Genomic DNA, 13,386 nt, shown 5'->3' with positions numbered 1-13,386 from the left:
GAGGGTTTCGCGGATCTTGCATTGTTTAAATAAGTTGCCGGTGATTTGAAGAATGATGGTTGTCGTATTGGCAATGACGTGTGCGAAAAATCATTGAGCGGATTTAATGACTCGGCAATGGCTGCAATCTTCGAGGAATTCGGTTGGTTTGAAACGCAATTGTCGGGACGCGTCGGCATGCCGCTTCGCCGGTCGGAAACCGCTTGACCTCAAGCTGGCTTGAAGTAGCACAGTAGGGGTATCGCCCGGCACGGGCTCATGGAACAGGAGGGCTTTCGAAATGAGTGAAGCGCACGACGCAAATCGCGATCAGGCCATGTTGTGGAACGGGCCGTCGGGCCGTGCATGGGTCGACGTGCAACCGATGCTCGACGGCATGTTCGCGCCGTTCGGGGCGTGGCTGGCTGACGAGGCCGTCGCGCTATCCGCCCGACACGTGCTCGATGTCGGCTGCGGCACGGGTGCGGTGACGGTCGACATTGCGCGGCGCATCCGGTTGGGCGGGACCTGTACCGGCATCGATGTATCGGCAACGATGCTCGACGCCGCGCGGGCGCGCGCCGCTCGCGACGCCGTACCGGCGCACTTCGTCCGTGCGGATGCGCAGACCCATGGGTTCGCGCCCGGAAGTTTCGACCTGATCGTGTCGCGCCTCGGCGTGATGTTCTTCGACGATCCGGTCCGGGCCTTCGCGAATCTGCGGCACGCGGCGCGGCCGGATGCGCAGATGCGGTTCGTCGCATGGCGCAGCGCGGCCGACAACCCGTTCATGACGACGGCCGAGCGGGCCGCCGCGCCGTTGCTGCCGAACTTGCCCGCGCGGCGGCCCGGCGCGCCGGGGCAGTTCGCGTTCGGCGACCGGCAGCGAATCGCTTCGGTGCTGTCGGACAGCGGCTGGGCCGACGTTACGATCGAGCCGATCGATATGGCGTGCGCGCTGCCCGAACCCGCGCTGGACGACTACATCGCCCGACTGGGCCCGGTCGGGCTCGCGCTGCTGGAGACGGACGATGCGACGCGACGGCGTGTGGTCGACACGGTGCGTGCCGCGTTCGAGCGCTACGTGCACGGCGCGGAGGTGCGCTTCGACGCGGCGTGCTGGCTCGTGACGGCGCGGGCACCGTCCGCGTAACGCGTCGCGGTAAAGCGGTGGATCGCGGAAGGGGCGGCCGGTTCGCCCCGCGCGTTGTCGTTCGCGCGGGATAAAGCGGGGCCGCGTGACGTCTGCGCGTCAGCGTCGCCGCGCGCGCAGCATCAGCCACGCGCAACCGCCGGCAACCAGCGCGAGGCCGAGCAGGACGGACTCGACGCCGAGCGCGAAACCGGGCGGCATTTCCCCGCTGTTCGGCGCGGGCGACAGATTGCCGCCCATCGCGACGGCCCCGCCGGCCAGCAGCGCCATGCAGACGATCCAGTAGAGCTTGCCGCGCGGCGCCGCGGCCCGGATCCGCCACAGTGCGATGCCGGCCCCGCCGAGATAAAGCGCGGCGAGCGTGCCGAGCGCGACGAGGTCGGCCGAGCGGCTTTGCAGAAACCCGCTCATCGCGTGGCTCCGTCGATCGCGCCGGGCCGGCGCCGCGCGGCCAAGGCTTCGGCGGACGCGTTCATTCAGCCTCCGTCGCGTGCCCCGGCGCGCGGCTCAGCAGATGCGTGCGCGTGTCGGCCGCGAGCGACACGTAGCGTTCGTACTGGCGCAGCACGTCGGCAATCACTTCGTCGCTGCGCAGGTATTCGACGTCGTAGCCGAGCCGCCCATCCTCGAAGAACGTAACGATCCCGTACACGTGGGCCCGCTCCGCTTCCGGCTCGGCCGCCTCGCGCACGAGGAACGCCGCCGCGGATTTCACCGTCACGCGCACGCCGTACACGAAATCGCGGTGGTCGGCGGTCGGCACGGTGAGGCGCACGGCATCGTCGCTGTCGCGTTGCACGTTCGCATCGACGCCGCCCGCGCGCAGTTCGTCGGCGACCTTGCGCAACGCGGGCTCGACCGTCTCGGCGACGAACTGGCGCGCTTCGGCTTCGGTCGTCTGCCGCAGGATGTGGGTCAGGCGGTGGCGCCAGTGCTGGCCGGTCCAGAAGCTCGTCGCGGGCGCGACGTCCTGCGAATAGTGCACGCGGTCGGCAGCGAGCCCGCGCCACAGCCCGTAGCAGAGCGCGATCATGATGATCGCGACCGGCAGCGCGGCGATCAGCGTCATTGCCTGCAATGCGCCGAGCCCGCCCGCGACCAGCAGCACCGCGGCAGTCACGCCCAGCAGCGCGGCCCAGAACAGCCGTTGCCAGACGGGCGAGTGCGCGTTGCCGCGCGTCGCGATCTGGTCGATCACGAACGCGCCCGAATCGGCGGACGTCACGAAGAACACCGCGATCAGCACGATCGCGACGATCGACAGCAGTTGCGGCATCGGCAGGAAGTCGAAGAAGCGGAACAGCAGCGCGTCGACATTGGTGGCGGTTTGCGCGAGCGCGCCGGCCGCGCCGTGCGTATCGAGCCAGATCGCGCTGTTGCCGAACACGGTCATCCACACGAGGTTGAACGCGGTCGGCACGAGCAGCACGCCGATCACGAACTGGCGGATCGTGCGGCCGCGCGAGATGCGCGCGATGAACATGCCGACGAACGGCGACCACGACACCCACCATGCCCAGTAGAGGATCGTCCAGCCGCCGAACCAGCCTTCCTCGCGCGGCGGTGCGTACGCGTACGTCCTGAAAGACAGGTCGACGAGGCTCGACAGATACTGGCCGATGTTGTCGCCGAGCGCGCGCAGCAGGAACGCCGTCGGGCCTGCGACGACCACGAATGCGAGCAGCAGGAACGCCAGCAGCAGGTTCAGCTCGGACAGTCGCCGCACGCCCTTGTCGAGGCCGGTTGCGGCCGATACGCCCGCGAGGATCACGACGACCGCGACGAGCCCGATGCGAAACAGGTTGCTGCCGGTGTCCCAGCCGGCGACGGTATGCAGGCCCGCGCTCAGCTGCATCACGCCGTAGCCCAGCGTCGTCGCGATGCCGGCGACCGTGCCGACCAGCGCGAACGCGTCGACCGTGTGGCCGATCCACCCGTTGATGCGCTCGCGCAGCACCGGATACAGCCCGGAGCGCAGCGTCAGCGGCAGGTTGTAGCGGAAGCCGAAGTATGCGAGCACGAGCCCCATCAGCCCGTAGATCGCCCACGCATGGAAGCCCCAGTGGAAGAAGGTCATCAGCATCGCCTCGCGCGCGGCGGCTGGCGTGCCGGGGTCGACGGTCGGCGGCTTCAGGAAGTGCTGCATCGGCTCGCCGACGCCGAAATACATGAGGCCGATGCCCATGCCGGCTGCGAACAGCATGGCTGTCCACGATACGAAGCTGAATTCGGGCTCGGCATCGTCGGGGCCGAGCCGGATGTTGCCGAAGTCGCTCGCGGCGATCAGCACGAGAAACACGAGGAAGCCGGTGACGGCGAGTACGTAGAACCAGTCGAAGCGCGCGATGACCCATTGCTGGCCGGCGGAGAACAGCGCGCCGGCTTCGCTTGGGCGCAACGCGCACACGACGAGCAGCGCGCCGATGACCGCGAGCGCGGGCAGGACGACCTGCGGCTTGAATGTCGTGCGGGGCGAGGGACGGGAATCTGGCATGGCGGGCATCCAGTTGTGGGCGCAACAAGGCGCGACGCCGCCCGGCGCGCGGGTTGCGCGTCGGACCCTGATACGGCGTGCGTCGAGTGTACCGCGGTGTCAGGACTGCAAGAAGGGGTATGCAGAAGAGATAAGCCTGACGAATTGTAAGGTATTGGGGGGATCGAGAAAACCCGCGGGGTTCGCCCGGCGGGCGGACCGGGCGCCGAAAACGCCGTGGCGGACATGCGTCGGGCGCCCGGACGGCACGCGTGGAATGCGAGAAAAGCGCGTCGCCCGGGGCAGGGGCAGCGCGCCGATGGCGCTGCCGTGGGGGTTCAGAACGTGACGGCGATGCCGGCCATGCCGACGAACTGGCCGCGCGTCGTCGACGGCGTGAGCTGCTGCGAATCGCCGACGATCGGTGCCGCGTCGATGACGTGGCCGGCGCCTTGCGCACCGAGCGTCTGTCCGCTCGAATGCGTGTATGCCTGCAGTGCATAGAGTGTCGTGCGCTTCGACAGGCTGTACGACTCCTTCAGCGAATACTGCTGGTAGCGGGCCGCACTGTCGATGCCGTTCGCCTTCGACGCGCGCGTGTAGGCGAACGCGCCGGCTACCGAGAACGCCGGCGTGAAGCGGTACGCGGCGAGCGCGCCGTAGGTGTTGAACACAGCCGTGTCCGTGAACGCGGAGCCGTTGCCGGGCAGGTACTTCACGTTCGAATAGTTGACGCCCATCGTCAGGTCGCCGAGCGTATAGTTGCCGGCTGCCGCGACCTGCTCGACGGCCTTCGCGGTCAGGTAGCCCTGGTTCAATACGGACACCGCGAAGCTGCCCGATGCGGCGATCGACGGATTCAGGAAGCCGGCCGACGAGCCCGAGCTGTTGATGCGCAGGTAGCCGGCCGCGACGCCGATCGGCCCGTTCGCATAACGCAGCGCGGCGCTGAGCGTGTTGCCCTTGCCGGTCGCGCCCGCAATGCCGCCGAATGCATACATCGCGCTTGCGGTCAGCCCCGCGAAGGTCGGCGACGTATAGGTAACCGAATTGTTCACGCGGATCGTCGTGTCGAGGCCGTCGATGTCGCCCGGATGCGCGCCCGTTGCGCCGGTCAGCCAGCTGCTCGACGCGTACGGGCCGACGAACAGGAAGTAGGGCGTGTACTGGCGGCCGGCCGTCATCGTGCCGTAATGATCGTTGCGCAGGCCGACGAACGCCTGGCGATTGAAGATCGTGCCGGCGGCGGATTGCGCGCCGGTGTTCAGGTTGAAGCCGGACTGCAGGTCGAAGATCGCATGCGTGCCGCCGCCGAGATCCTCGTCGCCGCGCAGCCCGAACTTCGACGCATACAGATTGCCGTCGCGCATGTAGATGTTCGAGTGGCCCTGCTGGTTGTTCACGTACGCGAGCGAATCGTCGACGACGCCGTACAGCGTCACGCTGCTCTGCGCGTGGGCGGCGGTCGTGCCGAGCGACGCGGCCGATAAAATCAGGATTGCATAGCGGTTGACGGGTGCTTTCATCGTCGAATCTCCAGATCGCTTCATCTTTTCAAGGTGGACGGGAGGCTCGATCGCCTCCTCTGTGACGGGCGGCGGGCCGCATGAACGGCCCGCCTTGCCAGGGTTATGCGGTTCAGTTGTCGAATGCGACGACGAGGCGGCGCCATGCGCCATCCTGCGCATCCTGCTCGACGCGCGCGCCGCGCGCGGCGACCGGGCCTTGCAGCGACGCGGGCAGCAGGATCTCGATGCGATCGGCCGGGCGCGCCGGGCGGCCGTCCCAGCGCACCGATACGCCGAGCGCGCCCGACGCCTCGCGGCCGGTCTCGATGCGCCACAGTCCGTATTCGCCGTCGCGCCATGCTTCCGTCTCGCCGTCGTCCTCGACGCATTCGCCCTGTGCGACGCCGTCCTCGATGCGCGGCGCGACGAGGAAGCCGCGCGTGTCGGCACGCGCGCCGAAATGCTGTTCCGCGACGTTCAGCGGCAGCACACGGCCCTCGCGCAGCAACATCACCGGCGTGTCGAACGGCGCGGGCAGCGTCGCGCTCGTGCCGCCGTCGAACGACTGCGCGCTCGCGCAGCACATCCAGCGCGCGCCAGACGGCAGGTAGACGGTGCGCTCCGTCAGGCCGGGATCGACGACCGGGGCGACGAGCAGCGCGTCGCCGAGCATCATCTCGTCACATTCGTCGTAGCAGCGCGCATCGCCGGGGAAATCGGCGAAGGTCGGCCGCAGCACGGGCTCGTAGCGCGTCGTCGACAGCCACAGCAGGTGATAGAGGTAGGGCAGCAGCCGGTAGCGCTGCTTGATCAGCGACGCAATCTGCGCGGTGATCTCCGGGTACATCCACGGCTCGTTGACGGTGCCGTCGTCGTTCCACGAATGGATGCTGAAGCGCGGCATGAAGATGCCGAACTGCACCCAGCGCAGCAGCAGTTCCGGCGACGGCGCGGGCCCGGAGAAGCCGCCGATGTCGTGGCCGATGTTCGACACGCCCGACAGCGCGAGCCCCAGGCCCATTTTCAGGTTGTAGCGCAAGGTTTCCCACGACGTGTAGTTGTCGCCGGACCAGGTCTGGACATAACGTTGCATGCCGGCGCCGCCGGAGCGCGACACCAGGAACGGCCGTTGCCCCGGCGCGTGCGCGCGCTGCGCTTCACGCGACGCGCGCATCATCAGCATCGTCTGCAGGACTTTCGCCTCGCGCGCGGGGAACGGTTGGCCGAAGCCGTGTGCGATCGCGTCGGGCGACCAGATCTCGTATTCGTTGTTGTCGTTCCAGGTCGATTCGATCCCGTATTCGAGCAGCGCCGACGTGACCTGCTCGCGCCACCAGCGGTACGCGTCAGGCTGCGTAAAGTCGAGATACGCGCCGACCTCGTCCCAGAACTGCACCCACGCAGGCTCGCCGGACGCCGAGCGGATCAGCAGCCCGCGCTTTGCGGCGTCGTCGAATGCGGGATGGTCGCGCAGCAGGCATGGCTTGATGTTCGCGCACAGGCGAATGCCGTGGTCGCGGTAATGCTTCACGAAGCCCTTCGCGTCGGGAAACTTGTCGCGGTTCCAGTTGAACACGTAGCGCTTCGCGCCGATCGACGTATAGCCCGACGACAGGTGGAACGAATCGCACAGGATGTCGTGCGTGTCGCACTGTTCGACGAACTGGTTCATCTGCTGCTGCGCGTCCGGCGCATCGGTGTAGCTCATCGTCGAGCCCGAATAGCCGAGCCCCCATTTCGGCGTGCGCGCGGGGCGCCCGGTGAGCCACGTGAAGCGCCGCGCGGCCGCGAGCGGCGTATCGGGCGATGCGATGAAGTAGTAGTCGAGATCGCCGTGCTCGGCGACGAAATAACGGTACGGGCCGTGATAGTTGTCCAGCTCGCGGCCCATGTCGAACGCGCAGTCCGACAGCGTGTCGTAGAACAGCCCGAACCCCTGGCATGCATCGGGCGACCACGTGATATAGAACGGAATGTGCTTGTACAGCGGGTCGGTGTGTTTCGCGCTGTAGCCCATCGCGTCGATGTTGCGCATCTCGAAGCGCGCGCCGGTGCGGTCGAGGTCGCCCGCGCGTTCGCCGAGGCCGAACACCTTGTCGCCCCGCTCGCGGGCGACGTAGTGATACGCGCGATCGTCCCACCAGCCGAAGTTGTACGCCTGCGTCGCTCGGTCGGCGAGTGCAACGCGCCACGTGCCGTCCGCGCCGCGCATCGACCACGTGCAATGGCCGCCTTGCCGGCGCACCACGACGCGGATCTGCGCGGTCTCGATGCGCACGCCGTCGTCGTCTTCGTCGAGCGTATAGGCGGGCAGGGCAAAGCCGTCGAGGTCGAGGCGGTCGCGCCCGTCGAGCGGCACGTCGTCGAGGCCCGGTGCGATCGACCATGTGCGCGGGTTGCGCGCCGTCGCGTTGGGCAGCACGCGCACGCGCACGATGTCGTCCTCGAGCACGAAGATCTCGATGGTCGCGCCCGCCTCGGAGGCGAGCAGCACACGGTTCGCGTGCCGGCCGGCGACGCGGAACACGGGCGGATGAAGAAGCGAAGTCATGAATGCGATTTCCTGTGAAAGCGAAGGTCAGGCGTGCCGTGCGAGCAGGCGTTCCTGCTTCGACTGCCCGCGGATCAGCACCGCGAGCAGCGTGACGCCGATGATGTCGAACAGGCCGAGGCACGCGAACAGCGGCGCGTAGCCGATCTTGTCCGCGAGCGCGCCGACCAGCAGCGAGAAACCGAGCCCGCCGATCCACGCGGCCATCCCGGCGAAGCCGCTCGCGGTGCCGACTTCCTCGGAATCGAACACGTCGGCCGACAGCGTGTTGACGAGCGCGGAGATCATCTGGTGCGCGAAGCCGCCGACGCAGAACAATGCGATGGCCGTATACGGCGACGCCACGAGACCGATCATCGCGGGCCCGAGCATCAGCACCGCGCCGAGCGCGACGCCGGCGACGCGCGACCACACGAGCGGCAGTTTGAAGCGGTTGGCGAGAAACGGCGACAGGTAGCCGCCCGCGATGCCGCCGGCGTCGGCCGCGAGAAACGGCATCCACGCGAAGATCGCGATCTGCGTGAGCGGCATGTGGCGCTCGGTCGCGAGGTACAGCGGAATCCAGAAGCTGAAGGTCTGCCACGCGGGTTCGGCGAAGAAGCGCGGCAGCGCGATGGCCCAGAAGCGCCGCGCGGTGACCACGTCGCGGATGCGGCGCTTCGACACCGGCGGCATCGTCGCCTGGCCGTCGCGGATCAGCGCGCGCTCCTGCGGCGTGATGCGCGGATGATCGGCCGGCGACCGGTACTGCGTGTACCAGAGCGCGGCCCACACGAAGCCGAGCGCGCCGGTGACCATGAATGCCGCCTGCCAGCCGAACCGCATCGAGATGAACACGACGAGCGGCGGCGCGATCGCGGCGCCGAGCGACGTGCCCGCGTTGAAGTAGCCGACCGCGACCGATTTCTCGCGATCGGGAAACCATTCGGCAACCGCCTTCATCCCCGACGGAATCGCGGCGGCTTCGAACAGGCCGAGAAAGCCGCGCAGGATGCCGAGCGACAGCCAGCCCGACGCGAAGCCGTGCGCAACGCCGACCACCGACCACAGCATCGCGAACAGCGCGAACCCGAGCCGCAGCCCGATCAGGTCGACGACGAAGCCGCACACGGGCTGCATGATCGTGTAACCGATCTGGAACGCGCCGACGATGTACGAGTACTGCTGCGTCGAGATCGCGAACACCTGCTTCAGCTCGGGGGCGAGCACCGCGAGGGAATTCCGTGCGAGGTAATTGAGGATCGTGCCGAGACACACGAGCACGATGATCCACCAGCGCAACGCCTTGACTGTCTTCACTGCTGTCTCCTGTCGGGCAGGGCCGGCGCGTGGCGCCGGCCCGATCCATGACGACCATCCGTTCGGGATGGCCTGTTTCGCTTTATTTGTACGATGTCCGATCTTGATGGGCGCCAGTTTCCCCGGTTTGAGCCGGAATGCTGGTGTTCAAGTGAACATTTCGACGTCGCAGAAGGCTAATGTTATCTGACGACTGATCATTTGCGAACATCCTATGTTCGAATTCGAATCCGGTCAACGTGAAATTGCATTCGAACGAACTTGGTCGGGGTTTTCCCCGACTCCCCAGGGCAGGCAGCAGGCGCGGCGCCGCACGGCGATCACGTGTCAAAGGCCCCAGCGGCGGGGCTGTGCGGGCGTCGGGCGATCGAAAGGCGCGGGATGGGGCGCGACAATCCGGATGAAAATTTATTTCTTTTCTGAATAGGAGTTGTGTAAATTCATTTTCATCATCCTTGCAACCACCCTTCGCATGACGCCACTCGTTCCGCACGACGCCAGTCAAGACGAACCCGCGATTGCCGAGCGGATCGCGTCGGCGATGCCGTTGATGACGCCGATCCACCGGCGCATGGGGGAGTTCGTGCTCGCGAATCCGTTCCGCGCGGCGACGATGCGCATCGACGAACTCGCGCAGGCCGTGAACGCGTCGATCGCGACCGCGAACCGCTTCGCGAAGGCACTCGGTTTCGACGGCTATCCGGCGATGCGCGCGGCGCTGGTGCGTGGCTTCGAGGCGACGCTCGGGCCGGTCGAGCGGCTGCGTTCCGCGCAGGAGCAGGAGTCCGGCGTACGCGGCGCCGCGTGGATCGATGCGGTATTCGACCAGGCCGTCGCGAACATCGAGAACACGCGCGCGCAACTGGATGCGGCCGATGTCGAGGCCGCGGTCGAGGCGATCGTCGGCGCGCGTCGCGTGCTGATCCTCGGCGCGGGGTCGAGCGCGTTTCTCACCGGGCTGATGGAGCACGGGCTGTCCGTCTGTCATGACAACGTGCAGTCGCTCGCGCTGCTCGGCGGCCCGTCGCACGCGGCGCGGCGCCTGTATACGGCCGACTCGCGCGATCTCGTGATCGCGCTCGCGTTTCCGCGCTACGTGAAGGACACGATCGAACTCGCCCGTCGCGCGGCCGCACGCGGTGCACGCGTACTGGGGATTTCCGACGGCCCGCAATCGCCGCTTGCGCCGATCGCGTCGCTGAACCTGTACGTCAAGGCCGAACGGCGCTTCGCGGCCACGTCGGAAGCGGCCGTGCTCGCGATGATCGAGGCCCTGATCGACGCGGTCGCGCTGCGCACGCACCGGTCCGCGAAATCCGCGGCCGAGATGACCGAATTCCTGCTGCCGTGGCTCGTCCAGCCGCAAGCGACGCTGCCGGCCGCCAACCCACCTTCTCACCGTCCGAAAAAAACATGACTTCATCCGCGATCGTTGCGATTCACGGCGGCGCAGGCACGATCCTGCGCGAGGCGATGGATTCCGACACCGAACGTCAATACCGTGCCGAACTGACCGCGATCCTGACGGCCGCGCAGCAGGTGCTGGCCGATGGCGGCAGCGCGCTCGACGCCGTCACCGTCGCGGTGCGGATGCTGGAGGACTGTCCGCTGTTCAACGCCGGGCGTGGCGCCGTCTATACGGCCGACGGCAAGCACGAACTCGACGCGGCGGTCATGGATGGCGCGACGCTCGGCGCCGGCGCGATCTGCTGCGCAACGCGCGTGCGCAATCCCGTGCTTGCCGCGCGGCGTGTAATGGAAGCGAGCGAGCACGTGCTGTTCGCGGGTGAGGGCGCCGATGCGTTCGCGGCCGCGCAGGGGCTCGAACTCGCGGAACCGGGCTACTTCGACACCGAGGCGCGTCACGCGCAGTGGCTCAAGGCGTGCGCAGCGGCGGGCACCATGCTCGACCACGACGCGGCGAGTCTCGCGTTCGGCAAATCGCGGCAGCAGCCGGCCGAACCGCTCGACCCGGACCGCAAGCACGGCACGGTCGGCGCGGTCGCGTGCGACCGGCACGGCCACATCGCGGCGGCGACGTCGACGGGCGGCATCACGAACAAGCAGCCGGGGCGTGTCGGCGATTCGCCGATCATCGGCGCGGGCTGCTATGCGGACGACGCAACCTGCGCGGTGTCGGCCACCGGCACCGGCGAGATGTTCATCCGGCTCGCGACCGCGCATGACGTGGCCGCGCAGATCGCGTATCGCGGCGCATCGCTCGCCGACGCCGCGCACGACGTCGTGATGAACAAGCTGCCGCGCCTCGCGGGCCGCGGCGGGATCATCGCGGTCGACGCGCAGGGCAACGTCGCGATGCCGTTCAACACCGAAGGGATGTACCGCGGCTACGCGCGCGTCGGTGAAGCGCCGGTGGTCGGCATCTATCGCGACGACGACACGGCCTGATCCCGGACCGCACGAGGAGGAAACCCACGATGACTTCGAGCCGTAACCCGTCCGGCCTGATGCTGCCCGAGCAGCGCGTGGTGGCCGTCGACGACCTGTCGGTCACGTTCCGCCGCGAAGGCGCGACGTTCGACGCGGTGCGCAACGTGTCGTTTCACGTCGATCGCGGCGAGACGCTCGCGATCGTCGGCGAATCGGGCTCGGGCAAGTCGGTCACCTCGCTCGCGCTGATGCGGCTCGTCGAGCATGGCGGCGGCGCTATCACGAACGGCCGGATCGCGTTCCGCCGGCGCGGCGGCGCGCTCGTCGATCTTGCGCAGGCCAGCGGCGCGACGATGCGCGGCATTCGCGGCGCGGACATCGCGATGATCTTCCAGGAGCCGATGACGTCGCTGAACCCGGTGTTTACCGTCGGTGACCAGATCAGCGAGGCGATCGCGCTGCATCAGTCTAAAAACATGTCGGAAGCGCGCGCGGAGACGCTGCGGCTGCTCGAACTCGTGCGCATCCCGGAGGCGCGCCGCGTGTTCGCGCGCTATCCGCACCAGCTGTCGGGCGGGATGCGGCAGCGCGTGATGATCGCGATGGCGTTGTCGTGCCGGCCCTCGCTGCTGATCGCCGACGAGCCGACGACCGCGCTCGACGTGACGATCCAGGCGCAGATCCTGCAACTGGTGCGCGGGCTGCAGGACGAAATGAACATGGGCGTGATCTTCATCACGCACGACATGGGCGTGGTGGCCGAAGTGGCCGACCGCGTGCTCGTGATGTATCGCGGCGAGAAGGTCGAGGAGGGCGAATCGGAGCGCATCTTCGCGGCGCCCGAGCATCGCTACACGCGCGCGCTGCTCGCGGCCGTGCCGAAACTCGGCTCGATGCAGGGCACCGATGCGCCCGAGAAATTCCCGCTGCTGAAGGTGGAGGGCGCGAGCGCGGCAGCACCGGCGGCGTCGCCCGCCCCCGCGGCGAACGACGATGCGCAGCCGCCCGTCGATCGGTCTGCGGCGCCGATCCTGCGCGTGCGCGATCTCGTGACGCGCTTCCCGGTGAAGAGCGGCGTGTTCGGCCGTGTATCGCAATACGTGCATGCGGTCGAGCGCGTGAGCTTCGAACTGCGCGCGGGCGAGACGCTCGCGCTGGTCGGCGAATCGGGCTGCGGCAAGTCGACCACCGGCCGTTCGCTGCTGCGCCTCGTCGAATCGCAGAGCGGCTCGATCGAGTTCGACGGCCGCGACATCAGCGCGCTGAAGGGCCCGGACCTGCAGGCGCTGCGCCGGAACATCCAGTTCATCTTCCAGGATCCGTTCGCGTCGCTGAACCCGCGCCTGACCGTCGGCTTCTCGATCATGGAGCCGCTGCTCGTGCATGGCGTCGCGAGCGGCCGCGACGCGCAGGCGCGCGTCGACTGGCTGCTCGACAAGGTTGGCCTGCCGCCGGAGGCCGCGCGCCGCTATCCGCATGAATTCTCGGGCGGCCAGCGCCAGCGGATCGCGATCGCGCGTGCGCTCGCGCTGAACCCGAAGGTCGTGATCGCCGACGAATCGGTGTCGGCACTCGACGTGTCGGTGCAGGCGCAGATCGTCAACCTGATGCTCGACCTGCAGCGCGAGCTCGGCGTCGCGTACCTGTTCATCTCGCACGACATGGCCGTGGTCGAGCGCATCAGCCATCGGGTCGCGGTGATGTATCTCGGCCAGATCGTCGAGATCGGGCCGCGCCGCGCGGTCTTCGAGGCGCCGCAACATCCGTATACGAAGAAGCTGATGAGCGCGGTGCCGGTGGCCGACCCCGCGCGCCGGCATGCGCCGCGCCAGCTTGCGGCGGACGAGATTCCGAGCCCGATCCGCGCGGTCGGCGACGAACCGGTCGTCGCGCCGCTCGTCGCGGTCGGCCCCGATCATTACGTCGCGACGCACCGCGTCGGCGGCGCGTACTGAAGGCATGCATCGCGACGGCGATGCGCGAGCGTGCAGGAAGTCGAAACCGAAACGCCCGTGAGGCGTCACCGATTCAC

General features: G+C 68.0%; 9 protein-coding genes. 4 read left to right on the top strand and 5 right to left on the bottom strand.

Annotated elements, in window-relative coordinates; all coding sequences use genetic code 11:
- Window positions 1-280 precede the first annotated feature (280 nt).
- Window positions 281-1,132 (top strand): class I SAM-dependent methyltransferase, encoded by an 852-nt coding sequence (locus tag LGN17_RS01335; RefSeq protein WP_226194840.1) that lies wholly within the window; start codon window positions 281-283, stop codon window positions 1,130-1,132.
- Window positions 1,133-1,231: 99 nt separating this feature from the next.
- On the opposite strand, the gene LGN17_RS01330 is transcribed toward LGN17_RS01335, so the two are convergent.
- The 5 genes from LGN17_RS01330 to LGN17_RS01310 all read right to left on the bottom strand — a co-directional run bounded on the left by LGN17_RS01330 (window position 1,232) and on the right by LGN17_RS01310 (window position 8,963).
- Window positions 1,232-1,543 carry a hypothetical protein gene (locus LGN17_RS01330; RefSeq protein ID WP_226194839.1) on the bottom strand — a complete coding sequence of 104 codons (312 nt, stop codon included), beginning with the start codon at window positions 1,541-1,543 and terminating at the stop codon, window positions 1,232-1,234.
- 61 nt (window positions 1,544-1,604) lie between these two features.
- Entirely contained in the window at window positions 1,605-3,626 is a 2,022-nt protein-coding gene (locus LGN17_RS01325) for a BCCT family transporter (RefSeq protein ID WP_226194838.1), read from the bottom strand.
- 317 nt (window positions 3,627-3,943) lie between these two features.
- A complete protein-coding gene (locus LGN17_RS01320) occupies window positions 3,944-5,131 on the bottom strand; it encodes a porin (RefSeq protein WP_226194837.1) in 1,188 nt (395 codons plus the stop codon).
- Window positions 5,132-5,243: 112 nt separating this feature from the next.
- On the bottom strand, window positions 5,244-7,664 hold the full coding sequence (locus LGN17_RS01315) for a glycoside hydrolase family 31 protein (protein ID WP_226194836.1): 2,421 nt from the start codon (window positions 7,662-7,664) through the stop codon (window positions 5,244-5,246).
- A 27-nt stretch (window positions 7,665-7,691) separates the two neighbouring features.
- On the bottom strand, window positions 7,692-8,963 hold the full coding sequence (locus LGN17_RS01310; RefSeq protein WP_175950526.1) for an MFS transporter: 1,272 nt from the start codon (window positions 8,961-8,963) through the stop codon (window positions 7,692-7,694).
- Between the two features lie 472 nt (window positions 8,964-9,435).
- Between LGN17_RS01310 and LGN17_RS01305 the strand changes: the two genes are divergently transcribed.
- From LGN17_RS01305 to LGN17_RS01295, 3 genes are read left to right on the top strand one after another with little or no spacing between them, the layout of a single operon-like run.
- The gene (locus LGN17_RS01305; protein ID WP_226194835.1) at window positions 9,436-10,380 is read left to right on the top strand and encodes a MurR/RpiR family transcriptional regulator; all 945 of its coding nucleotides are present in this window, start codon (window positions 9,436-9,438) and stop codon (window positions 10,378-10,380) included.
- On the top strand, window positions 10,377-11,372 hold the full coding sequence (locus LGN17_RS01300; RefSeq protein ID WP_175950524.1) for an isoaspartyl peptidase/L-asparaginase family protein: 996 nt from the start codon (window positions 10,377-10,379) through the stop codon (window positions 11,370-11,372). The genes LGN17_RS01305 and LGN17_RS01300 overlap by 4 nt, the downstream gene beginning before the upstream one ends.
- A gap of 29 nt (window positions 11,373-11,401) precedes the next feature.
- Entirely contained in the window at window positions 11,402-13,309 is a 1,908-nt protein-coding gene (locus LGN17_RS01295; RefSeq protein ID WP_226194834.1) for a dipeptide ABC transporter ATP-binding protein, read from the top strand.
- Window positions 13,310-13,386 lie beyond the last annotated feature (77 nt).

It is taken from the genome of Burkholderia sp. AU30280 (genome assembly GCF_020420125.1).
Lineage (GTDB): Bacteria > Pseudomonadota > Gammaproteobacteria > Burkholderiales > Burkholderiaceae > Burkholderia.
This window is presented reverse-complemented; position numbering and strand designations above follow the sequence as displayed.